27 protein-coding genes and 3 tRNA genes are annotated in these 20935 nt (G+C 47.7%); 3 read left to right on the top strand and 27 right to left on the bottom strand.

What is annotated here, in order from left to right; genetic code table 11:
* Positions 1-147: 147 nt before the first annotated feature.
* The 15 genes from ACR8BL_RS25915 to ACR8BL_RS25845 form a co-directional block, all read right to left on the bottom strand.
* A complete protein-coding gene (locus tag ACR8BL_RS25915) occupies positions 148-924 on the bottom strand; it encodes a DNA replication protein (RefSeq protein ID WP_434758280.1) in 777 nt (258 codons plus the stop codon).
* A 17-nt stretch (positions 925-941) separates the two neighbouring features.
* Positions 942-1355 (bottom strand): DUF3850 domain-containing protein, encoded by a 414-nt coding sequence (locus ACR8BL_RS25910; RefSeq protein ID WP_434750196.1) that lies wholly within the window; start codon positions 1353-1355, stop codon positions 942-944.
* Complete coding sequence (locus ACR8BL_RS25905; protein ID WP_434750195.1) at positions 1352-1720, bottom strand: YopX family protein; 369 nt, start codon at positions 1718-1720, stop codon at positions 1352-1354. Before ACR8BL_RS25905 ends, ACR8BL_RS25910 begins: the two co-directional genes overlap by 4 nt.
* Before the next feature lie 97 nt (positions 1721-1817).
* On the bottom strand, positions 1818-2261 hold the full coding sequence (locus ACR8BL_RS25900; RefSeq protein WP_434750194.1) for a hypothetical protein: 444 nt from the start codon (positions 2259-2261) through the stop codon (positions 1818-1820).
* A complete protein-coding gene (locus ACR8BL_RS25895; RefSeq protein WP_434750193.1) occupies positions 2248-2799 on the bottom strand; it encodes a hypothetical protein in 552 nt (183 codons plus the stop codon). The genes ACR8BL_RS25900 and ACR8BL_RS25895 overlap by 14 nt, the downstream gene beginning before the upstream one ends.
* 199 nt (positions 2800-2998) lie before the next feature.
* Entirely contained in the window at positions 2999-3346 is a 348-nt protein-coding gene (locus ACR8BL_RS25890) for a hypothetical protein (RefSeq protein ID WP_434750192.1), read from the bottom strand.
* Positions 3347-3438: 92 nt separating this feature from the next.
* Positions 3439-4167 carry a Rha family transcriptional regulator gene (locus ACR8BL_RS25885; RefSeq protein ID WP_434750191.1) on the bottom strand — a complete coding sequence of 243 codons (729 nt, stop codon included), beginning with the start codon at positions 4165-4167 and terminating at the stop codon, positions 3439-3441.
* Positions 4168-4242: 75 nt separating this feature from the next.
* On the bottom strand, positions 4243-4593 hold the full coding sequence (locus ACR8BL_RS25880) for a hypothetical protein (RefSeq protein WP_434750190.1): 351 nt from the start codon (positions 4591-4593) through the stop codon (positions 4243-4245).
* Between the two features lie 111 nt (positions 4594-4704).
* Complete coding sequence (locus tag ACR8BL_RS25875) at positions 4705-5022, bottom strand: hypothetical protein (protein ID WP_434750189.1); 318 nt, start codon at positions 5020-5022, stop codon at positions 4705-4707.
* Between the two features lie 216 nt (positions 5023-5238).
* The gene (locus tag ACR8BL_RS25870) at positions 5239-5709 is read right to left on the bottom strand and encodes a GIY-YIG nuclease family protein (RefSeq protein WP_434750188.1); all 471 of its coding nucleotides are present in this window, start codon (positions 5707-5709) and stop codon (positions 5239-5241) included.
* A 12-nt stretch (positions 5710-5721) separates the two neighbouring features.
* Positions 5722-6003 carry a helix-turn-helix domain-containing protein gene (locus tag ACR8BL_RS25865; protein ID WP_434750187.1) on the bottom strand — a complete coding sequence of 94 codons (282 nt, stop codon included), beginning with the start codon at positions 6001-6003 and terminating at the stop codon, positions 5722-5724.
* Between the two features lie 125 nt (positions 6004-6128).
* Positions 6129-7040, bottom strand: coding sequence for a hypothetical protein (locus ACR8BL_RS25860; protein ID WP_434750186.1), 912 nt, complete (start codon positions 7038-7040; stop codon positions 6129-6131).
* A 113-nt stretch (positions 7041-7153) separates the two neighbouring features.
* Positions 7154-8113 (bottom strand): tyrosine-type recombinase/integrase, encoded by a 960-nt coding sequence (locus ACR8BL_RS25855; RefSeq protein ID WP_434750185.1) that lies wholly within the window; start codon positions 8111-8113, stop codon positions 7154-7156.
* Positions 8114-8268: 155 nt separating this feature from the next.
* Positions 8269-8354: transfer RNA gene (locus tag ACR8BL_RS25850), tRNA-Leu, on the bottom strand.
* 224 nt (positions 8355-8578) lie between these two features.
* The gene (locus tag ACR8BL_RS25845) at positions 8579-9028 is read right to left on the bottom strand and encodes a hypothetical protein (RefSeq protein WP_434750184.1); all 450 of its coding nucleotides are present in this window, start codon (positions 9026-9028) and stop codon (positions 8579-8581) included.
* Between the two features lie 214 nt (positions 9029-9242).
* On the opposite strand from ACR8BL_RS25845, the gene ACR8BL_RS25840 reads away from it, so the two are divergent.
* Positions 9243-9467 (top strand): hypothetical protein, encoded by a 225-nt coding sequence (locus ACR8BL_RS25840; protein WP_434750183.1) that lies wholly within the window; start codon positions 9243-9245, stop codon positions 9465-9467.
* A gap of 236 nt (positions 9468-9703) precedes the next feature.
* On the opposite strand, the gene ACR8BL_RS25835 is transcribed toward ACR8BL_RS25840, so the two are convergent.
* Together ACR8BL_RS25835 and ACR8BL_RS25830 are read right to left on the bottom strand one after the other, a co-directional pair.
* Complete coding sequence (locus ACR8BL_RS25835) at positions 9704-10186, bottom strand: NucA/NucB deoxyribonuclease domain-containing protein (RefSeq protein WP_434750182.1); 483 nt, start codon at positions 10184-10186, stop codon at positions 9704-9706.
* A 122-nt stretch (positions 10187-10308) separates the two neighbouring features.
* Positions 10309-11457, bottom strand: coding sequence for an ATP-binding protein (locus tag ACR8BL_RS25830; protein WP_434750181.1), 1149 nt, complete (start codon positions 11455-11457; stop codon positions 10309-10311).
* Between the two features lie 276 nt (positions 11458-11733).
* Between ACR8BL_RS25830 and ACR8BL_RS25825 the strand changes: the two genes are divergently transcribed.
* Together ACR8BL_RS25825 and ACR8BL_RS25820 are read left to right on the top strand one after the other, a co-directional pair.
* Complete coding sequence (locus ACR8BL_RS25825) at positions 11734-11922, top strand: DUF6199 family natural product biosynthesis protein (protein ID WP_434750180.1); 189 nt, start codon at positions 11734-11736, stop codon at positions 11920-11922.
* A 155-nt stretch (positions 11923-12077) separates the two neighbouring features.
* A complete protein-coding gene (locus tag ACR8BL_RS25820) occupies positions 12078-12692 on the top strand; it encodes a hypothetical protein (protein WP_434750179.1) in 615 nt (204 codons plus the stop codon).
* 97 nt (positions 12693-12789) lie between these two features.
* Here the strand turns inward: ACR8BL_RS25820 and ACR8BL_RS25815 are convergent, their stop codons facing one another.
* The 10 genes from ACR8BL_RS25815 to ACR8BL_RS25770 form a co-directional block, all read right to left on the bottom strand.
* The gene (locus ACR8BL_RS25815) at positions 12790-13119 is read right to left on the bottom strand and encodes a DUF1904 family protein (RefSeq protein ID WP_434750178.1); all 330 of its coding nucleotides are present in this window, start codon (positions 13117-13119) and stop codon (positions 12790-12792) included.
* A gap of 159 nt (positions 13120-13278) precedes the next feature.
* Entirely contained in the window at positions 13279-13401 is a 123-nt protein-coding gene (locus tag ACR8BL_RS25810; RefSeq protein ID WP_342552018.1) for a YjcZ family sporulation protein, read from the bottom strand.
* Positions 13402-13588: 187 nt separating this feature from the next.
* Positions 13589-15139 (bottom strand): tetratricopeptide repeat protein, encoded by a 1551-nt coding sequence (locus tag ACR8BL_RS25805; protein WP_434753254.1) that lies wholly within the window; start codon positions 15137-15139, stop codon positions 13589-13591.
* Positions 15140-15386: 247 nt separating this feature from the next.
* Entirely contained in the window at positions 15387-15809 is a 423-nt protein-coding gene (locus tag ACR8BL_RS25800; RefSeq protein WP_434750177.1) for a hypothetical protein, read from the bottom strand.
* A 312-nt stretch (positions 15810-16121) separates the two neighbouring features.
* Positions 16122-17423: a group II intron reverse transcriptase/maturase gene (gene ltrA, locus ACR8BL_RS25795; RefSeq protein WP_434750176.1), complete on the bottom strand. Its 1302-nt coding sequence runs from the start codon at positions 17421-17423 to the stop codon at positions 16122-16124.
* Between the two features lie 568 nt (positions 17424-17991).
* A tRNA-Ile gene (locus tag ACR8BL_RS25790) sits at positions 17992-18065 on the bottom strand.
* Between the two features lie 58 nt (positions 18066-18123).
* Positions 18124-18197, bottom strand: a tRNA-Met gene (locus tag ACR8BL_RS25785).
* Positions 18198-18266: 69 nt separating this feature from the next.
* Positions 18267-18431, bottom strand: a complete 165-nt coding sequence (locus ACR8BL_RS25780) for a hypothetical protein (protein ID WP_434750175.1) — start codon at positions 18429-18431, stop codon at positions 18267-18269.
* 166 nt (positions 18432-18597) lie between these two features.
* Positions 18598-20049 (bottom strand): ABC transporter substrate-binding protein, encoded by a 1452-nt coding sequence (locus ACR8BL_RS25775; protein ID WP_434756474.1) that lies wholly within the window; start codon positions 20047-20049, stop codon positions 18598-18600.
* A gap of 21 nt (positions 20050-20070) precedes the next feature.
* Complete coding sequence (locus tag ACR8BL_RS25770; protein ID WP_434750172.1) at positions 20071-20934, bottom strand: ABC transporter ATP-binding protein; 864 nt, start codon at positions 20932-20934, stop codon at positions 20071-20073.
* Position 20935: the final 1 nt, after the last annotated feature.

The raw sequence follows: 20935 nt of genomic DNA, 5'->3' as shown, positions 1-20935 counted from the left end.
AATTAATTGGACACATTTAGGAAATAAATTTCGTAAAGTGTGATTTATAACACCGATGTCAAGTCGCATTTTGTCGAACAATTGTCGTCCATAAAAGTTGACTTTTTCACAACTTCCGAATACTCCCGTTTTCTTTGTTTTACGTTTTTATGCTCTTCTTAACCCGCGGTGACTTTTTCCGACAAACTCGCGCTCAATACAGCGGTCGCGTATCCGGTCGATCAGACGCGGAGTTGTTTCGCGTAACACCGTGCCTAGGTCTTTCAGCGCAACGTTGCTCGTATACACCGTTACCAATCCGCTCGTCACGCGATAGTTAATCACGCTATGCAAGTCGCTGCGGAAACCTTCCGTATCTTCGCGCACTCCGATATCGTCAAGTACCGCAAACGGGGCGGCCTTCGCGTGCTGCATTTGCGCGTAGTATTGGCGTGCTGCAGGCTCCGCAATGTCCTCCGGTACTTTGGGTCGGTTGAACTCCGTATAGAGCGTCTGCCACGCGTTTACATCGAGAAAATATGCCGGCCGATCCAACGCTTGCCTGTTGCGCTGGATAGATCCGATATAGTGACGTACGATGTATTCGCCGATTATTGCGGCAGCCGTCGTAGTCTTACCGGTTCCTGGCCCCGCGCTATAAAAGTACAGCGATTTGATCGGTTCCGCCGGCGACTCTTCGAATTGGCGAACGAACGTCTTAACGTACTCCTCCATCGCGCGATAAATCGACGCCTGCTCCGTCCGTGCGGGCGAGTTAGCTAACGTTAAGCCGCGGTAGTCTGACGGTAGGTTTGCCGCGCCTACACGTCCGCCGGCTCCGTTTAAGCCGTGCGTTGCGATATATGATCCGCATAGCTTCGTACATTGCGCGGAATCAGCTAACGAACAGTGCTGCGCTAGTATGCAGTTTTTAGTGTTGGACAATTGCGTTCCTCCTTCCGTTAGTTCGGTAATACAATACCGAATATCACGCAACCTTCCGGTACGTACGCAGGCTCGTCAAGCACGTACGAAATTCGTCTTAACACGGAATGCCCGCTATACTCTCCGGTATTTGGATCAAACTCGCGCAAATTTACGTAATCTCCCTCCGTGTAAGGTCGGTCACTCTTTCGCACCTCGAACGTCTTTCGTCCGGAAGCTACCGCGTCATAATACGGTTGTACAAGTTTAAGATCGTGCGTCATTTTCCACGCCCCCTTCCGCTCGGCCTCCGTCATGCCGGCGTTATTCATCGATGCGTAATGGGCGCCAACCCACTTTACATCGAGCTGATCCGGAGTGTAGCGGCGGCCTGCGTTTGATGTAACGGTAAATCCTTGCGCGCTAGCTTGTGCTGCTTCGAGGATAGTCATGCGCGTTCGCCTACCAATCCGGGGTTATCCCAACGATTCCCGATGACTTCATAAGTTCGATATTCCGGCCATTCGTCGTATCTCTGCCCGTTCACAAAGCCATAACCGCCTGTCTTATCTTCTATTACATATGACAAATCGTGATCGTTGAACTTTACTATTCCGGTGTACCTGCCTTCGTCAACTGTCACAATATCTCCCTCGTAAATTTCATTTCCATTCTTATCCTTTAGTCCGATGTACTGCATGATACCCTCTTGGGTCAGTAGATCGCTGATTGGAGCATACTCTTCAAATGCTAACGAATCACCACTAATCATCTGCTGTTCCTCTTCGTCCCACATTCTGAATTTAATCTCACGCATATCTCCGCTTCCTCCCTAATGTAACGTATTTGAATCGGAATAACGTCCACTCTGCGCCTGTTTTACGGATGATTTTCGTACGATTATAGAAGACGCGTTAAAATAAATCGATAATCTCATCGTCAGTCAATACGTTGTTATCTGCACCATTACCGCAATATTCCGCCTGTTTATCCGCTCTCGCCTGTTCCGCTAAAACTTGCGGCATGATCCGTGGCAAAAGATACGCGATCAGGAATCCCGCCGTCAATTGCGGATACTGCGGCGTCGGCCTATACTCGCGGAAGGCTCTCGTAATGGACTCACGTAGGGCGGCCGCTCCGTAATCGGTGAGTGCGCGTTTGAGTACGCCTTGTTCGAAACCGTAGCCGCGCATCGGGATATAAACGGTAACTCCGTAATGCTCGCGGTTCAAGTCGGCGAACATCGTCTGCAGCGTAAGAACGTTCCAGTGTTCGAGCGAGAGGTTGCGCCAGTCCTTGCGCTGGTCTGCGGTGATCTTCGGTTTAGGTGTCTTAGGCGGCTTTTTAGCGCGTGGCATCGGCGGTCACCTCCGTATTGAGTTTCCGTACATGCTCACGCGCACCGAGGATAACGTAATCCGTTCCGCTAGACAGCCGCGTTTGTTGGATTCTTCCGTCATCTAGCGCGGATACTAGCGCCTTGAGCCAGCGGCGAGACTCCGTTACATCTACGAATTCGGACGGGGATGCGTCTAACGCTTCCTTCGCAATCCGCGCCATTTGAGAACGCGGCATCATCGCATGTTTACGGTCGTCAAACTGATCGAGTACTGCGCGTAATCGTTCAATCTCCAGCGCAAGTTCATCCGCTTGCATTTCGTAATGACAACGTTTGTCTTCCTCTGCAGCTAATTCCGCCTCAGCCGCGATCGCTCTGCGGATAGCTTCCGGCCAACCTTCGCGTGACTCTGTCGCAAACCTTGCTTCGTCTAAATCCGCGAAGTCGGCGCTAACATACCACTCGCCCTCTTCGTAGTCAAAGTTCATCAATACTGCCGGACGTGGGTCGATTCCGCTTTCGCCTTCTCCGTAACGCCACGGACCGGGAGTCGTCACCTCGCATAGCGCTAAGTCAGCGTGTAAATCTCGTTTCATTCGTTGACACCTCCGATTATAAGTGGACTAGCGTATTTTGGTAAAACGCCATATTCGGCGATTAAATGTCCGAAAAGTGTGACATGCTCTCGAACAACTTCCGCGTTCTTCGTAATACTAGCTCTAGCGCAGATTTACGTTATTTAATTCGCCGCCTCCATTACGCGTTCACTCCTTCGATTTTGACGCCGAGCATCGCGACCGCATAACGTATTCCGTCCGCCATTCCTATGATATATTCGGTGATTGATCCGTTGCGCCATACGTACTCCTTCCGAAGCTCAACGTACCGAGGATCTTCCGGAGCCTTATCGCGCCCATACCCGTTTACTAGCGCGGCCAGCAACGTATCGAACGGAATGGACGATAGGATTTCGTTGTATACCGGAACCGACGTGTGACCTTGCGCCACTCGCGTCATCTCCTGATTCGTTACGCCAGCTTTGCGCATGTTCTCGATCAAGTCCGCAACCTCTGCGGGAATAGTCGGTTTCACTACGTTACTCATTCGCGCCACCCTCTCCGTTTTGTTTGCGATAATATTCGATGATATCGTCGATTGTTTCGAATGTTGGTGCGTTATTCATACGTTAATCCTCCTTAGCTCGCGAGTAATCGCTCAATGTATGCGACTCCCTTCGCGGTTACCATTGTTACAGGCAGCGTAAATTTAACTTCGTCGCTACCCTTTACCGTCTGCTTCACCGTGAAATAGCCGCCACTAACGAAGCGCTGATACGGTTTATTCCCGTTCATCAATACGTCCCGAGCACGCAGTTCAGCGTACAGCCTATTACGTCCCCATCCGAGAGACTTCGCAACGTCGCCCATCGTCTGAAGTCCGTCCGCGGAAATGAACGTATCGAACGCTTCAACTTTCGGAGCCTGCTCCGTTACCTTTTCCGCAAGCAGCAATCGCTCCGTCTCAATGCGCTCCGTTTCTTCGCGCTCCTGAATCCAACGTTTGGCCCGCGCAATGGGATCGTCGATCGCATAAGAAGGCGTGGAGAGCTGCTGGAGTTGCTGACGCATGTGATTAAACTGTCTGATATATGCTTCTTTAAATCGCGCGGCTTCCCGACCTGTGTACCCCATCGCTAGAAAGGTAAAACCGTCTTGTGTGAGGACGTATTTGGGTTTGGCTCTGCCTCTTGAGTCCTCATAGGAGATGAGTCCAAAATTGGATTCATTAAATTCCTCGCTACAATCAAGCTCTCGAATATCCCTTAGAACTTTAGCATGATCTTTCCCGAACACGTCCGCCACCGTCAAACTATCCGTCAATACCCGGCCGTTATCGATGAATACTAGTTGCTGTTCCGTTATCACACGTATCCCTCCCGTAATTTAACCGTGATATTATCGCCTTTCGTCCGTACCCTACCGAATACCCTCCGCCTATCTCTACGCGCCTAAACTGACGCTAAACTCAGGCGATAAGCCAGCGTTAATCGCCGCAATAATCTCCGCCGTCGTCTCGCGGAAAGCTACGATCATTTGCGCCAGGTCACGCGCACCGGACTCCGCGACTGTACGCATCCTTACGCTGTCAATGAGCGCGGTCAGGCCGGTGGTTGTCAGCGGATAGAACGCAACTTCGTCCCAACGTTCGCGGATCGGCGGTGGCTCAGCGCCTTCAATCGGTTTGTATCCGGGCGCCTTCGTAGGATCGACGATCTTGCGCTGCAGGACGATGAAGTTGCGGTCGTCCGTTTTGAGTGCGTAATTTGCCGTGATTTTAACGTTGTTTAACATGCGGAAACACCTCCGGTAGATTATGAGTCATAGCGTAGTAATCGTAGGCTATTAGGCCGGCGAGAATCAGCGAAACGACTACGTAAATGACGATAATTACGTTCATGCGTTTCATAGGCGGCCGTCCCACGCTTGGAATGCATCGATGGCGGCGGACTTGCGTTGGGCTTGCGCCTCCCAATCCGATAAAAACTTCTTCGCGATCCCAACGTAATCAGGGCGAGACGAGTCGTATACGCTGCGGCCGTTGATATAGCATTTGAGAAGTAGGAATCGATCCCCGCGCCACCAACGCTTGCTTTGCGAGTACAACCGGCAGGCAACGTAATCCTCGCCATATTCACGAATCCTTTCGTCGATCGTAACGCGATACTCCGTGCCGTCTTCGGCAATGACGGGAAATTTCGTGAGTTTGCGGTTGTTAGACATAACGTGATTCCTCCGTTTCTTTTATAAGTGCGTATGTGCTCGCGATTCACTTCGTTCACACTCGCCGTCGCCTTTGGCTCCGTATCATTTACCGCGCGGATAAATAAATATGCTAATCTAATTCGTCCCGCGAGGTTTAGTTTGCGAAGCAAAATCAACTGAGCGGTAATGTTTAATCTAGTTATAAAGATGGTTCTAGTTAATAACTGGTTCTACTTAGTGTGACGTTAAAACCGTGTTAGCTTCAAGCTGTGTGATGCGAACGTCACCTGGTTTCTTAGCTACATTGAGGACGGGTAGAAATTCCTTAATCACGAAAGTCTCGTAGATGTCACGCTCATAAGGATCATCTACGTGGAATCCCCTCACATGAGTTAGGAGGTGGGCATAAAGAGTTGTAGCTCCTCCTGCACCGCGAATATGCTGTTCTATTCGATTGAACAACTTGGAGCTCTTTCCTGCGTAAACGTGGTAATCACTGCTCGTAAAGATGTAAATTCCTCCGCGCGATTTATCTATGTCTCCTAATAATCTACCGAGGAGGGTTCTTCTGGCTTTGTAGTAATCCTCACTTATGGTTGCAATGCCGTTTTGTACATGCGTGTACTCACTCTTTGTCTGCACAAACCTACGCATATCGCCTAGGTCTATATCAAAGTCAAAACGAGGTAACTCGATATTTATCAATTCGCGTCCTCCTTAATTGTCGAATATCCTCAAGCCGCTGATCGGCATGATTTTGTATACGGTATTCTCCCACTTCTTACTATCCGGATGGCGCGTCCGCTCTCGTAACATTAGCGGCTGACCTTTCCAGCGGTAGTCTGCAAGTGCCTTAACGCGTCTTCCCGCTGTCTCCCGCGCTATTCCGAGGCTATTAGCGATCTGCCATTGCGTAGGATAGCACGTACCGTCAGCGCCCATGTACGATGCCAGCACGATAAGCGTCTGCAGACGTTCCGGTCCGAGGTCGGCGATCATTCCGGAGCGTACGGCTTCAACATAGAACTTTACGAAGATGCGCGTTTCGGTTGCGCCGGATGTTACGGAGTATTCCGTTTGAGATTCAATGGAAACTAAGCGTTGAGTTTCGGTTGATTGCGTCATTATGCTGCGTCCTCCTTTCGTGTAGTATCGTTTGCGTTTATAAACGCCTCCATATCGTCCACTAAATCACGTCTGCCTGCGCGCTCCAAAGCACTATATAACGTTGATACGTGCAGTATTTCTGCAATTCCGTACGTAAATGGCTCTCGTTTTCCCAGCGCGTAGTAAACGGTCATTGCGTCAACTTTCCTCGCGTACTTATCCGCAGTTCGCGACCTCGTATCGTAAATCGTACTAGCGCTCAGTTTCGCATCTAACCACTGCGCGCCGTTAACGATAAAGTCCGGAATGCAATCGTCTATCTTTACGTGGTGCTCAACGTCTGTATAAATCGCGCGTAGGATAACGCCTAACTTGCGTTCGAAAGCGTGCCCATAACTTGCGCTCTTTCTGCCGCCAAAATTACGATCAAGCGCAAAGTCATACGATACTCGGTAAGCCTTTAGAAAAGCGGAGTAAGTTCCGTAATGCTTCCGCAAATATCCGTACAACTTCGGATAGGTTTCGCGCAGGACAGCCGTAGGAAGATGATCGAGCGGATATTGCTCACGGTAAAATTCGTCTAGTGCGTCTATCTCCGTTTGCTTGCGGTAAGGCTGCGTGAGTCTTCGGTAGGTAACGTCGTCTAATTCGTACATTTCGCGAACATAAGATGCGTTAGGCGTTTCGACCACTTCGTAATTATCCGTTATTTCGAAACAACCGAATAACTCCGTTTCGCTCGGCTTTCCAATCGCCCCGCCTATTCCGTATTCCATGAGCGCTTGTTTATAACTACCGAATACCCGCTCCGCCTGTTTGCGAATAGCTCTGCATTCTCGCTGCGCTAACTCTTTTGAAATACGCGTAACATCAATGCCTGCGTCTATAAGCGCGTCAATCCGTTTGAACACTCGCTCCTTGTCGTTCATGACTCCGCCTCCTCTCCGATTTGCTGTATACCCGTATTAACAACCCTTTCGCCTTCTTCGCACACTTTTACGTAAAAAATAACGCACATCTCCGAAGAGACATGCGTCAGTGTTTATCGTTTAATTTTCGTGTTACGTTTCGCTTTAGGCTTCGACAGCAGCCGGTCGATCGGACTTGCCTTCGCGTGCTCCGCTTTTAAGTCGTTATTTACCAGAGCCACGTATCTGCGCGTCATCTCCATAGAAGAGTGGCCGAGTGATTGCTGTACCGCAAATGAGTTAGCGCCATTACGTAAGAACTCCAGAGCGAAAACATGCCGCAAGTCATACGGACGAATATGTACGCCGATTTTCTTACAATATATCTCCATACGGTCGCCCCAGGTGTGCCGGTTGAGCGGCCGCCCCTCGTACGAACAGAATATCGGAACCTCCGGACCCCACTCGTCATCCCGTACGCCGAGCAACTTCCGCATGGACTTCGTTGTCATATCCGATAAAGGAAGCGTCCGCGCATTTCTATTCTTCGCAAACTGCGCCGGTATGTGGACTTCCTTCAATGATAACTTAAAGTCCTGCGGTACCAAGCTTAGCGCCTCCGACGGCCGAATGCCGGTATCCAACGTCAGAACGATCAACGTATAGTCGCGGAGGCCGACGAATGTGCGTTGGTCTGGCGCGGCAAGTAACGCCTGCAGAACCTCCGTCTCGACCGCCACCGCCCGATTACCCGTTTTACGTTTCTTCATATTCTCAAGCGGATTGATCGACAAGTAACCTTCCGCCACGCTGTACTTTAGGAATGCGCGGATATAGACCAAGCGGTTATTAAACGTTGCCGGCGCCATCTCTGCGGAAAAATGTTCGAGGCACGCCTTTTTTAGCGCAGCCTCCGTCTTCCATGCGTTAGGGAACCGTTTGAATATCAATTCCACCGCGTTAGTGTAATCCGTTAATGTCTGCGGTCCAACTCCGTCATCCAGCCGCTTATGCGCTAGAAACTCCGTCAATACTTCCGACCAGTCTGGCCGCTTGCTTCCGTAACTCTTCTTAATTTCGCGTAATCGCGCCAATGCAAAAAGCACCCCTTCCGTTAGGTGAACGGTAGGATGCTCCGATGTGTTTGCGCGAATCCTGTGTACCTGCGAATTGCCTCGCTTCAAGTACGCAGGACCCATCGCATTTTGACGCTCATTTAACGTTGTGTTTGCGGGGTAAAACCGCGTGATGCCGAGGACCGGGATCGAACCGGTACGGTAGTCACCTACCGCAGGATTTTAAGTCCTGTGCGTCTGCCAATTCCGCCACCCCGGCGTATGTAATATTTTCTTGGCGACAAGAAATATCTTACCATGAACATATTAATAATGCAACCCTTTTCTCAAAAAATGAAACAGGCACTGCAAGCATAAGCTCACAGTGCCTAGAAAGTCCGAGTTGCGGTCCCGGACTTCCGGTAAACCATCTATATTAAGGGAGGTGTGAGATAAGAATACCTCCCCAACATTAAAGGAACCTAAAATCAGCCTTAAATTAAACTAAAAAAGCAAAATGGGCTTCACACGCGCCGCTTGCTCCTCGCTACATTCCACAATGACCAGAATGTGACCTTGCAGCAGCCAGTCCTCATAATGGCGTGCATCCTCTTCCGGAATCCCTGCTTCTGTTAGCGTTAAGACCAGATCATCGGTCTCACTTCCAATCTCATTACCAGCTAATCTACGCACCGCTTTACCGATAGAAGCGGTTTGATTCATTCGTTTTCCCAGCCCAGCTAATATGCCTTTCAGTGCTCCAAGCGCTCCATCCGTTCCAGCACCTTTCAGCGGCTTGGGTAACCCCGTCTTCTCGCTGATCGTCTCCAGATCGATCTGTTCCTTGGCTACCGCCCCCAAATATTGATCTTGGATACCTTCCTTCTTCAACGCATTCAACAGGATAATCGCCTCGTGCTCCGAACGAGCAAGCCCAACAAACAGTTTTGTCATGTGGTTCCCCTCCTCTTCCTCATACCTTATATAACCCCGCAGCATATTTTCAGTAACGTCATTCCCACTCACTAAGTCAATTCACCTAGAATAGCTTGAAAATTTCTCTACTGGAAATCTATACCTAGTTCTGATAGACTAGATAAAGAAGACAAATTAACCATTGAAAACTTCGACACATTGATGAATATCTTATAATCAGGAGCAATGACTTATGAAAAATGAGGTAGAAATTGCCATTCGGCGCAATCAACAGATTCTGGTTCGGAATACAATCGGACAGACCGTAACCGGCTTCCCGGAGCGTTCAGCAGACAGCTCCATTCTCTCTTTGCGCACCGTGCAGGGAAATGTGTGGATTCCATTTGATGAAGTCGAACATGTCACTCGTCTTTTAACCCTTCGCTCTCACCATCTGGGAACCATGCAACTCGTGTAGACATTGAACTTGTCATCCTGCATTTACAGTCTCTTTCATGGATTGAGAACATGTGGATGTGCGCTGATCGATAAAGATAAGCTATGTGTAGGAAATCTACCTTTTCTACTTGAGCCAACTTATATTTAAAAAACCAGACGTCACTAACGTCTGGTTTTTCTTATACTGTTTGTTTTTTATACTTTCCATAATCAAAAATAACTTCCCTCTGTATCCTTCTATTGCTACAACCCATGTTATTTCACGACAAATTTAACACGCGTACCATCCGGATATGTACTTAGCTGATTGCCTACCCATGAGCCTGCACCGCGATTATCTTTTGGCGTAATGTACTGGATATCCGCACCCTTGCCGCCTTCTGCACACATCGCCATAGGCCACTCATCCCGATCCTTTCCTTTTTTGACCGGCACACCTTTTAGTGACAGCTCCCTGTTTCCTTCAGCACCCTTCCGGTCGATCGTACAGACATCCGTATGTCCTGCCTGGAGCGCTTTCCGGATGTGGTTTGCTGTTTCTGGATACCGATCTGCAGGAAAAGTGATTGTATGATCTACACTCTTGTCAGTTGCTTTGAACGGAGAAGGGATGTCCAGCGGCCACTCTCCTCCTGCCCAAGCGTACAGAGCAATCAGTAGCATGCCAACCAACGTCAGCATTTTCCCTTTAAATTGCCGGTTCGCTCGTTTGCCTCTTCTGCTGCGTCTCTTACTCATGATGTGCCTCCCCCATGTAACACTAACATCTCTAACATTATAACAGAACACCAGTTCGTAAAACAATCCATTCCACAACAAAAAAGCAGCCAGATCCATTCCGGCTGCTGCCCTGCACTGTCTTATCCTGCGTTAAAAATACTCTGCTCACTTCCAAAAGGTACCGTCACATGAAACTCCGTTCCTTTTCCTTCAGCACTATCCACACTGATGCTGCCGTTCATTAATTCCAACAGCTCTTTGCAAATCGTTAACCCAAGTCCACTTCCCCCGAACCTTCTTGCATGTGAAATATCGGATTGAGTAAAGGCATCAAACAGTTGGCTGATCTGATGAGAGGGGATGCCGATCCCTGTGTCCCGTACAGAGAACGTCAACATGGTCTTTTCATGTGATCGCTGCTGGACATCCACTCGAAGTTGCACTTCCCCTTGCTCCGTAAACTTGACGGCATTACTCAACAAATTATCCAGCACTTGACGTAATCTTAGTGGATCGCCCCACAACACATCAGGAATACTCAAATCTGCATGACAAAATATACGGATATGTTTATTCACGGCTGCCAGCTCATGTGTCTTCACAATTTGCTGAATCAGCTTTAATGGCTGGAACTCGATATGCTCCACTCCCATTTTGCCTCTGCCGAGCTTCGCCATATCCAGACTGTTGTTTACAATGTGCAGGAGCGCTTCTCCAGATTGACGTGCCAGTTCCAGATATTCTTTTTGCTCTTCGGTAATATCGCCCATTCCCGCAAGCTCAATCATGCCCATGATACCATTTAGCGGTGTACGAAGCTCATGGTTTAACTTACCGATGAATTCCAGCTGTCCTCTGCTGGTTTTCTCAGCCATTGACGCAGCAAGCTTCAGTTGCTCTTCGGCAAACTTCCGTTCAGTGATATCATACTGAATACCAACAAAGTACAAGCAATCACCTGATTCATTAAAAATGGGATCAATATTGAGTTCATTCCAGAACTTCTGACCACTTTTTGTGTAATTTAGAATCTCAACTTTAGTTGATTGTTGCTTTCTCAAGGCTTCTCGAATATTTGAAACGGTTTCGGGATTGGTATCCGTCCCCTGTAGAAATCGGCAATTCCGTCCAATCGATTCTTCGTGCGTGTATCCGGTCAGCCGAGTAAAATGTTCGTTTACGTACATGAGCGGAAACTCAGGCGAGGTAGCGTCAACTACCGTAACGGAGGATTTTAATTTCGAGATGATAAACTCCCATTGCATCGGGAGTTGATTATTTGGACTCATGCCTGTCTCCTCCATCTCACATCTTTAACTCCAGATGGTATGTGTTGATATTAAAAAATCTATTATATTGTACCACAGTTATTCAATCCGTGTAGTTCTTGGGTAATAGTTCTTAATCATACTAATCCTTATCCATTCACATAACCTGCCTGCCATTCAGAGATACACCAATAATTGAATTGATCATCATCGTCAGTATACGGATTGTATTCATTTTTTCCAGACGCAGACCTTAAAGGCGGGGCCGTTAATGGTTACGAGGAAGGAAGATCGACGATGGAAATCCTCTTTTTTATATTTATGGTGTTATGTATAATCAATCTGTGTTTTCCCAAGTTTGGCTGGTATCTTCGATACGGCTGGATCATGCAAGGGGAGACGGAACCTAGCAAGTCCTACATGACTATGGTTCGAATGTCCAGTCTGTTTATGCTACTGATTGCTTTTACTCTTGCCATGGCATAATACAATAACAAGCTTGAAAGCAAGACCAGTTGCTCCCTGTGCAGCTGGTCTTTGACGTGCACTGACGGAAATATGATAACTTTATTTGTGGTCTTACTGTAACATGAGCCGTAAGATAAATGATATCGGTATCGTTACAGAAAGGACAGATTGGTATGAACATCGCATTTTATCCATTCTGGGCTGCCAGAACACTGCTCTCACTTATACAAGTGATCTTAATCACAACCTTGACCTGCCTTATATACAGTCAGACTGAATGGATTGGCCATGCACTGCTGTTTCTGTGCTTTTACGGGTTAGCCCATACTGCAGCAAGATTCGCATTCGATTTTCTGATGAGACGCTTTACGTTATCCAGACTAATGATCGGTGTTCCTTTGACCAAAATACTGCTGCTCGTCGGCATCGCATTCTCCCTGCCACACCTGACAGTACATATTACACTTATGTTTACAGGTACTGTACTATTCTCTGCAATTATTCGCTGGGAGTCCCTGTCTTTGGAGACACTCCAGCCACGACTGGTTAAAGGCGAAGATATAACGAAAGCAAACAGTCTGCTCTCTTTTTCAAATTATACAGTAACAGGCATCGGACTAATCATGACAGTAATTACAATCCTGTATGTGGGGCCTGCACAGGCAATTTGGGCAGCTGTAGCCCTCTCACTCGCTGCACTGGCTCTGATCGTGACTGTTCTTCACCTGATTCACAGCCTCTCCAACACTTCAATCAGTCTGAATACCAGACGACCCTTGCACAAATAAAAAAGACGAGCATATCAAACTGCCCGTCTCAGGCTGCTTCTCCGGAAGCAGCTTGTTCGTATTTCTTTTCCCACATGTATCTACTTCTCAAGCTTGTCTAATCCAATCGGTAATCGGTTAGCGGTTTGCCCTTCTTGTAGTACAAATTCGGGGATAATATATTGAAAAAAATGTGTACATCCGGCAGTTCAGCCTTCTCCAAAATGGACTGCATGGATGCTGCAATTCGATCATGTATCTCCTGGTCACGCTGAAACATCAAAATCTCTATGGATGCCGGGGAAGGTGTCAGGGCCTGTACATCATAACGTTCTGCTTTCATTCTTTCCTGCGGAATATGAGTGATCAAGGCCATCTGTTCGGTAATTTGAGGTACAACTTCCTCCAGTTTAGAACCTGTGAATCCTTTAAATCGTATAAACGGCATTGCTATCCCTTCAATCTCTGTTAGTAGTCTCTTATGTGATTTTAAGCACATTGTTTTCACTTGTCAAATGTCATTCATGTCATATTACGCTCTGGAAATAAGAGCAAAGCCCCACCAAAGTCTTGGTGGAGCTGACTGCCTGCACGCCAGATCGTTATCTTACAGCCAGAAAGATTTTGTAATGATGACGAGCAGAATGAAAAGAACGAGGATTGCACTAGTGGAAGTCCAAGCTCCGCCGAATCCACCAACATTGCCACAACCGTATCCCACTTGACTCATTTGATTGGCCTCCTTTGAATTTCAAGGTATGCCATAACATATGCGTATTTCCCGCTAGTGACCGGGCGAATGTGCACGTCTGATCGCCCAATCCTCGGGGAGTTGACTGATGAACAACAATAGTGTGCTTGGACTCTGTAACAAAACCGAATCACACCTCGTTATATACCGGGTTGTTATATAGAACTCATTCGAGACCTTTCAGAAACGACGCAGCCTCTTCATGCTCCGGATCTATTTCAAGTACACGGCGAGCGTAGGCAAGTGCTTCCTGTTCTTGTTCCAGTTCATAACAGCACACAGCCAGATCATATAATAGCGTGGTCTGATGTGTATCCAGGTCAGCGGTCAGTGATCTCTCCAGGAACAACTTGGCATCTTCATACATAAACATCTCCAGCATCAGCTGCCCTGAAACAAAAGCCACCTGATTCCGATGTTCCATAGCATAATAGGAAGACCACATCAACCTGATCCCGGATTGAAGGTCGAACATCTCCTCATCGCTTGCATCGGATAGAAGATCATTAAACCTGGAGGACGCAAGAATCAGAAACTCGGCATCGTATCCGCCCAATCGCCAGAAAGCCAGTAGCTGTTTCAGCTCCATCTGATCCACTTTAGGGTCTATCCATTCCTTCAGGGTAAAGAAATCGTCTGGACCAAACCGCTCCACAAAGCGGTGATAGGCCATCCTTGTATTCACATAACTCATGGGTGCATCCAACTTTAAAATCATGCCCACGTTCAGATCCTTATAGTGATGTGCAGTAAAGTATGAAGCAGCTCCCTGCTGTTCCAGCACATATTTTAACGCATGATAATTCGCGGACAACGAGAAACTGCCGTGAAGCGCGAATTCAGGTGGCTCTGCATATTTCCAGTAATCCAGCCGATGATCCCCTTTATCCGCAGTAATCAGCACATATCCTGAGCGGGACAGCTTGCTCAATCGTTCGAGACACTCCAGACCTGCAGTCGGAAGTAGAATATGTGAATCCTCTAACTCCGCCTTGTATAAGGCAATTAATTCAGGGTATACATAGGTCTCTTCACTGTATTCGGGGGCGGGACGATATTTATATTGCAGGTTCATATTTTCAAGCATCTCGGCAGGGTTCTGCTCAGCTTCATGTTTCGGAAGTTCAACAAGCAGATCACATTCGTATACCTGCCCCTCCCCAATGTAAATCAAGTCCTGCGGAATACTATCAAAAAAATAGTTGGCAATGAGTAGCAAAGGCTGATGTAAATCTCCTTGCCCGATCACCGTGCCAGACATCAGAAGATGTAACTCTTTGTCCTGCATCGCATCAAAACGTGCAAAGTCCAACAGTCCCTGTTTAATATATTCCTGCATGGACATATGCTCTTTCCATCCCAATACATTCTCCATAACCAGGTCAGTCATCACATAACGGAAAGGCGGCAGCTCTATACCCGCGATTTCCTTCAATGCACACAGTTTGTTCAACACCTGATGAGCTAATCTGCCTCCACCTGCACCAAGTTCAACAATGTTTATCATTTCATCCTGCTCGCCTCTGACTGACAAGTCCTGCAAAAAGCCAAAAATCATCTCCGCATACGCTGTCGCAATCAACGGATTACTCGTAATATATTGCGGTACCTGGCGATCCTCCCAGGCTTGCGGTCCCATTTGTTCGTAATAGGCTCTCTGCCAGTCCCAGATCGGCGCTTCGCTGAACCGAAAACGCTGGCTTTCTTTCTCTATCATCGCTGTATTAAACCCGCTTTCTATCTGTTTATTCAGGAATGGATTATGTCTCATCATATGTAAAAAGACTATTATATCATATTGCATGCACCTGCTACTCTTATTCATACTTCCCCAGATGTATGACGACATTCACATCGTCTTCTATCCATAAAAAAAGCCTGCTTCGCAGAGAAGCAGGCTTAGAGTACAGATGCTTGGCAGGACAAACGCCGGCATCTCTCTTTCTATCAAAACCATATACTGATTAGTCCGAGTACAAGGACCCTTCAAAGTTCTCAGGGCCGACACGAATTGTACCCAGCAAGTTGGAGCTGATAAACGCCGTATACGTCAATTGAGGTGTAATGGGCGGGTTAAAGTCACTGGCCGAGAATGTGATAACCTGAGGTGCCAGTACACTTAAACTGAATGTAGACGTAGCGGAATAGATAACCGGATCGGTTGACAGCGTTCCCCTTACAACGGTAATCGTAACACCTACAAGAGCTAACGGCAGCTGCACTGTCACGGTTCCCGTGAACTGCACACGTGGATTGGCCCCGATGTTATCTGTGATCAGACCAATCTGACCAAACAATTGCGGTGTATTAATTACAAGGATCGGGATCGCAATGGAGTTCGCCAAGCTCGCATTCTGCGACGTTCTTGCATCAATAAATTGACTCATGAAATCTACCTCCTATGTGTTGGAATAGGATAGTATATGTAAGAATCGTAATCTGGCATGGACATACATACCTTTAGCGAAAAAAAGTCATATGACTAGAAAGAGACTCGCAGCAAATCTGCTTCCAACCGCCCTGTAAACTATGAATTATTGTATATGAGTAGAGTAGGAAACTGAAATTTCATCGGAGGGCGTAGACCCTCTTTTTACTTTTCCAGCTCCCCCTCATCAAACCGTACGTGAGGTTTTCCCTCATACGGCTTTCCGATGCTCTTCTTCCTGTGGCATTACGGATTTTTTTTTTTTTTTTTTTCATCCAGCCAGTTTCTTTAGTCCTGCCAGTTCAGCCGTTGTTGCTGCCTGCCGGGACTTGCTGTGCTTATGGCGTCGGTTTCGTTTTTTGTTCCAGAACAGGGTTAGTCGTCTTCGGATATACCAGTCGATTTTATTCAGAAACTTGGTCGCAAAGACATCCAGTCCATAGTAGTTCTTCCAGCCCTGTATTTTCGGGTTGAGTTCTAGGATCATCTGGTTCATCGTCCAATACAGACGATTCCTCGGCTCGGTGATTTCTTTGACTCTTTGCCTCATGGTCTTCATCGCTTTTCTTGTTGGATAGCTGCGCAAGACATAGGCTTCTTTGTTCCCTTTCAGCTTCTTCGGTATTTTCCGGTGATGCATCCCCAGAAAGTCGAACCCTTCCTGGTCTCCCCACAGGTTCAGCACCTTTGACTTCTCCTTGTTCATCTCCAGCTCGAGTTTTCCGAACACGGCCTTCAACACGTGGATGGCCTGCATGGCTTGTTCTTTGGTTTTGCACAGGATCACCAGGTCATCGGCGTAGCGCACCAGGGTTCCGATTTCTGTACACTTCTTTTCCCAGATCGCATCCAGGTAGTTCAGGTAGATGTTCGCCAACAGCGGGCTAATGACCCCGCCCTGTGGCGATCCAATCTCGGTAGGGTACCACTGTCCATCTTTCATGAATCCTGCTTTTAGCCATTGACGAATCAGCTTTAACATCCGCTTGTCGTTGACGCGCTGCTGTACCAATTGCATCAGCTTTTCATGAGGGATGTTGTCAAAGTATCCTCGAATATCGATGTCTACCACCCAGTACACACCTTTCCTTACCGCTCGCCGGATATGGCGAATCGCATCATGCGCACTTCGCTTCGGACGAAATCCATAGGAGAACGCCTTGAAGTCTGCTTCGAATAGGGGTTCCAACACCATTTTGGCTGCCATCTGTACGACCCGATCCGCAATCACGGGGATACCCAGCGGGCGAGTCTTCCCATCTGGCTTTGGAATCTCTTTCCGTCTTGCAGGCTGGGGCTGGTAGGTTCCCGTTTTCAGCTTATTTCTCAGTTCCTCCACAAAGCGCCCGGCTCCATATGTCTGAACGATGGTGTCCAGTGTCACTCCATCGACACCACCACTCCCCCCACTCGCTTTGACCTGTTTCCATGCTTCCCAAAGAACATCCTCTCGATAAACCTTGTCATATAATGCATGAAACCGGCGCCTCGGATGCTCCTTGGCCGCCAGGTATAGTACGTTTTGAAGTTGTCGAGCTTTGACTTTGGTGTAGTTAGCCTTTTGGGCATTCACTGACTCTTACCTCCTTCAGTACATGAACAAAAGCAGGGGTCCTTCCCTTCATGAGGTTGTGTTGTCCTCATTTCCACGGTACTATGTCCCCCTCCGACTCCCTTCCCGCAGCTTCCCATTTCGCCTTTCCAGCTTATAGGTCAGCTCTTTACGAAAAAAAAAAACTTCGTGCGGGGGAGGGTCTCCCTAGTTCCAGACCCAACTTTCTCCACATGCCGCTCCCCTTACACCGGAGGGTTCTTCCGCGCTGCACTTCCAAGGGCTTCACGCGTTCCATGGCCTTCGCCCAATGTCTCAGGACTCGGCTCCCTCTTGTCCTAAAAAAAAAAAGGTTCTTTTTAACGATGCGGCAGGATTCACTTCATGTTACAGCCTGTGGATTTGCTCGCACTTCCTTACGAAGTTACTTTGTCACGGAGCTTCAACCTTAGGATTTCTCCACCAGTTGCCCGTCAGCTACGAGGCGACTTGGCTCTTACCTCGACCGGACTTTCACCGGCTAGTTGTGTCTAGCTTGGCTAGGCGCGCAAACAGAAAAAAACCCTTGCATCGCAAGGGTTCTGAAATATGGGCCCTACAGGACTCGAACCTGTGACCAATCGGTTATGAGCCGACCGCTCTAACCAACTGAGCTAAGGGCCCTAAACAAATAATGTATAACAGTGCAGATGATCGCTGTAAACCATCCAGTAAAGCAATATTGCGGGGGCAGGATTTGAACCTGCGGCCTTCGGGTTATGAGCCCGACGAGCTACCGGGCTGCTCCACCCCGCGTCGTTAATAATAATAAACAGCGACTTAATTAATATACACTATTAGTCCAATACAAGTCAAGGGGTAATGTTAGGGAATGAATCGCACACCGTAACGCCCTTTCCGTGAGCGATACACTTCAACTTCTTCGGGCTCGTTATGCCCGTAAATCCAGCCATCCTGCTCCAGTCTTTTCGCCAAGCAGCCTGCTTGAAATTTCGTTGAATACAGCTTGCTGAAATATATCCATTTCATCCTGCTCGTCCTTTCCAAAGGGTCATGTACTGCTGCTAATTGTAGAATACCCCAATTTCGTAAAAATAGCCGCCAGAGATGATAAAATCTCCAGCGGCTCGTTTTTAGTGTAAACATGATGCAAAATCGGAAGTTGACCAACGTGTTCATACGTGATCAGTATAACTTATTGGAATGTCGCTTTAGGGTCTTTTTTCAACTTCGCAAGCATCTCGTTCCCTTTGGCTGCCCATTCACCCAGTGCTTCTTTCGGTGTCTTTTTGTTTTCCAGCACCTGATTAAAGTATTCCATGCCTTTATCGGCTACTTGATACAATCCAGGCGTCTTCTGATACATTTTATCGAGATTCGTATTGGTTGGCGGTACCGGCTTCAAGGTGTAGAACGCCTGAATGTTGTAATCCAGACCGTCTTTGGGCTTGATAAAGCTTTTCCGCGATACCAATTCATAGCTGCTGCGTGCCTTGATCTTCGCCCAATCCTCGCTGTTCATATACTTGATCAGTTCCCAGGCATCATCCGGGTTCTGAGCTGAACTGTTAATCGCCATCAAGCTGCTCAGGTAGATGTTGCCTCCAATCTCAGGAGCTTCTGGATGAACGGGAGGGGTAACCACATCCCATTCTACTTTCGTAAAATCTTTCATTTTATCTGCATTTTTATTGGCATCAATTAATTGATTAATGTAATTGTAATCTCCAATTGCCATAGCCGTTTTACCACTCAGGAACAAGTCGCTTTGAAGAGGGTTGTAACGTCCTTCCGATTGCTGATCCTGTGGCTCGTCACCTTTCGGGATGACTTTATCAATCGCCAGCTTGCTGACAGTACTCCACACTTTCTCCCACTGTGGAGAGTCCACTGTCATTTTCTCTGCCTTATCGTCAAAAACTTTCAGCTGCAGTGAATTATAATACTGCTGCATGGAGTAATACGGGGAGCCGCCGTTATAGGTAGTGAACGACATTCCAAAGACATGGTCTTTGCCTTCTCCCTTGGTCAGGCGAGTCGCCAGATTAAAGATATCGTCCCACGTCATATTGTCGGTTGGTGGTTCAACACCCGCTTTTTCAAACATACCTTTATTATAGAACAAAGCAGAGGAAGAGAATGTAGGGGTGAGCGCATAGATGTTCTGATCACCCAGATCCTTGATTCCCTCGAGCACACTTGGCACGATATCGCTGGTGTCAAATTTGTCTTCCTGCATCAATGGATCCAGTTGTTTAACCATGTTCTCCTGAATTAACGACTTGATCGTGGAGGTATCCGCTACAATGACATCAACCGGATTGTCTCCCGTCATAATTTTCTTCAAGCTCTCCATTGTATCTGGTGCTTCTTTTGCTTCTTCCGAATTGCCAAAGCCATACATGCTGCCCTGGTCAATCGCAGGCACGATTTCAACCGTGACATTTTTGTGCGTAAGCTCAAAAGCATCCGTAAATTGCTGACGGAAGTAGCTGTCATCCTGTCCACCCCAGAGTGTAGCTACACGTAGCACACGCTGTTCATTATCTTTATTCTCACTAGCCGTACATCCCGCAATAAGTGGTAATGCCAGTGTTGCTGTTGCCACGATGGCCAGCACACGTTTTCCCCACAACCTGTTCTTCATCTCCCATTTCCCCCTCTTAAATTATCTTGGCGGTGTAATAACAATACGTTCACCGTCAAATTCCAATGTAGCTCGGCTATCGATGGACAAAGCCTCCAGGTACTCCTTGGGCACCTGAAGCCTCCCTGCACGATCAATAATGACAAAAGCTTCATGAACGTCAGGAGAACCTGCTTCAGAGAGTCCCTCATCATCGTCCAGATTTGGATTTCGTTTCACAAATTCAGTGCTCGTTAAGCCATCCCGAATCGCAACGATCCGATCAACCTTGCCAGCAAGCGTCAAGTCATGGGTAACGATGACAATCGTTACACCGAGTTCCTTATTCATTTTGCGAAAAATGTTCATGATCGTATCACATGTCTCAGAATCGACGGAACCGGTTGGTTCGTCCGCCAGCAGAATCTTTGGCCGATTGGACAAGGAGATTGCAATCGCTACACGCTGCTGTTCCCCGCCCGACAGCTGATGCAGTTTGTTATGCATCCGATCTTTCAAGCCGACCCATTCCAGCAGTTGCATAGCATAAGCACGATCACGTTTGCCACCCAGAATCATCGGCGTTTCCACATTCTCCAGCGCAGTGAGGTAAGGCAGCAGGTTTCGTCCGTTGTTTTGCCAGATAAATCCGACTGTATGGCGTTTGTATTCCACCAGTTGAGCATCCGTCATTTTCAGCAAATCCCAGTCTCCAACAACCGCTGTACCAGCAGTAGGACGATCCAGGCCTCCCAGGATATTAAGCAGTGTTGATTTTCCGCTACCGCTGTTGCCGATGATCGCCATCATTTCCCCTTGATTGACGGTCAGATTGAGACCTTGAAGGGCAACGACTTCCACATCACTGGATTTAAAAATTTTGACAAGTCCTTCGCATTGGATCACG

The sequence above is a fragment of the Paenibacillus amylolyticus genome, assembly GCF_051136285.1.
Taxonomy (GTDB): Bacteria; Bacillota; Bacilli; order Paenibacillales; family Paenibacillaceae; genus Paenibacillus; species Paenibacillus amylolyticus_F.
This window is presented reverse-complemented; position numbering and strand designations above follow the sequence as displayed.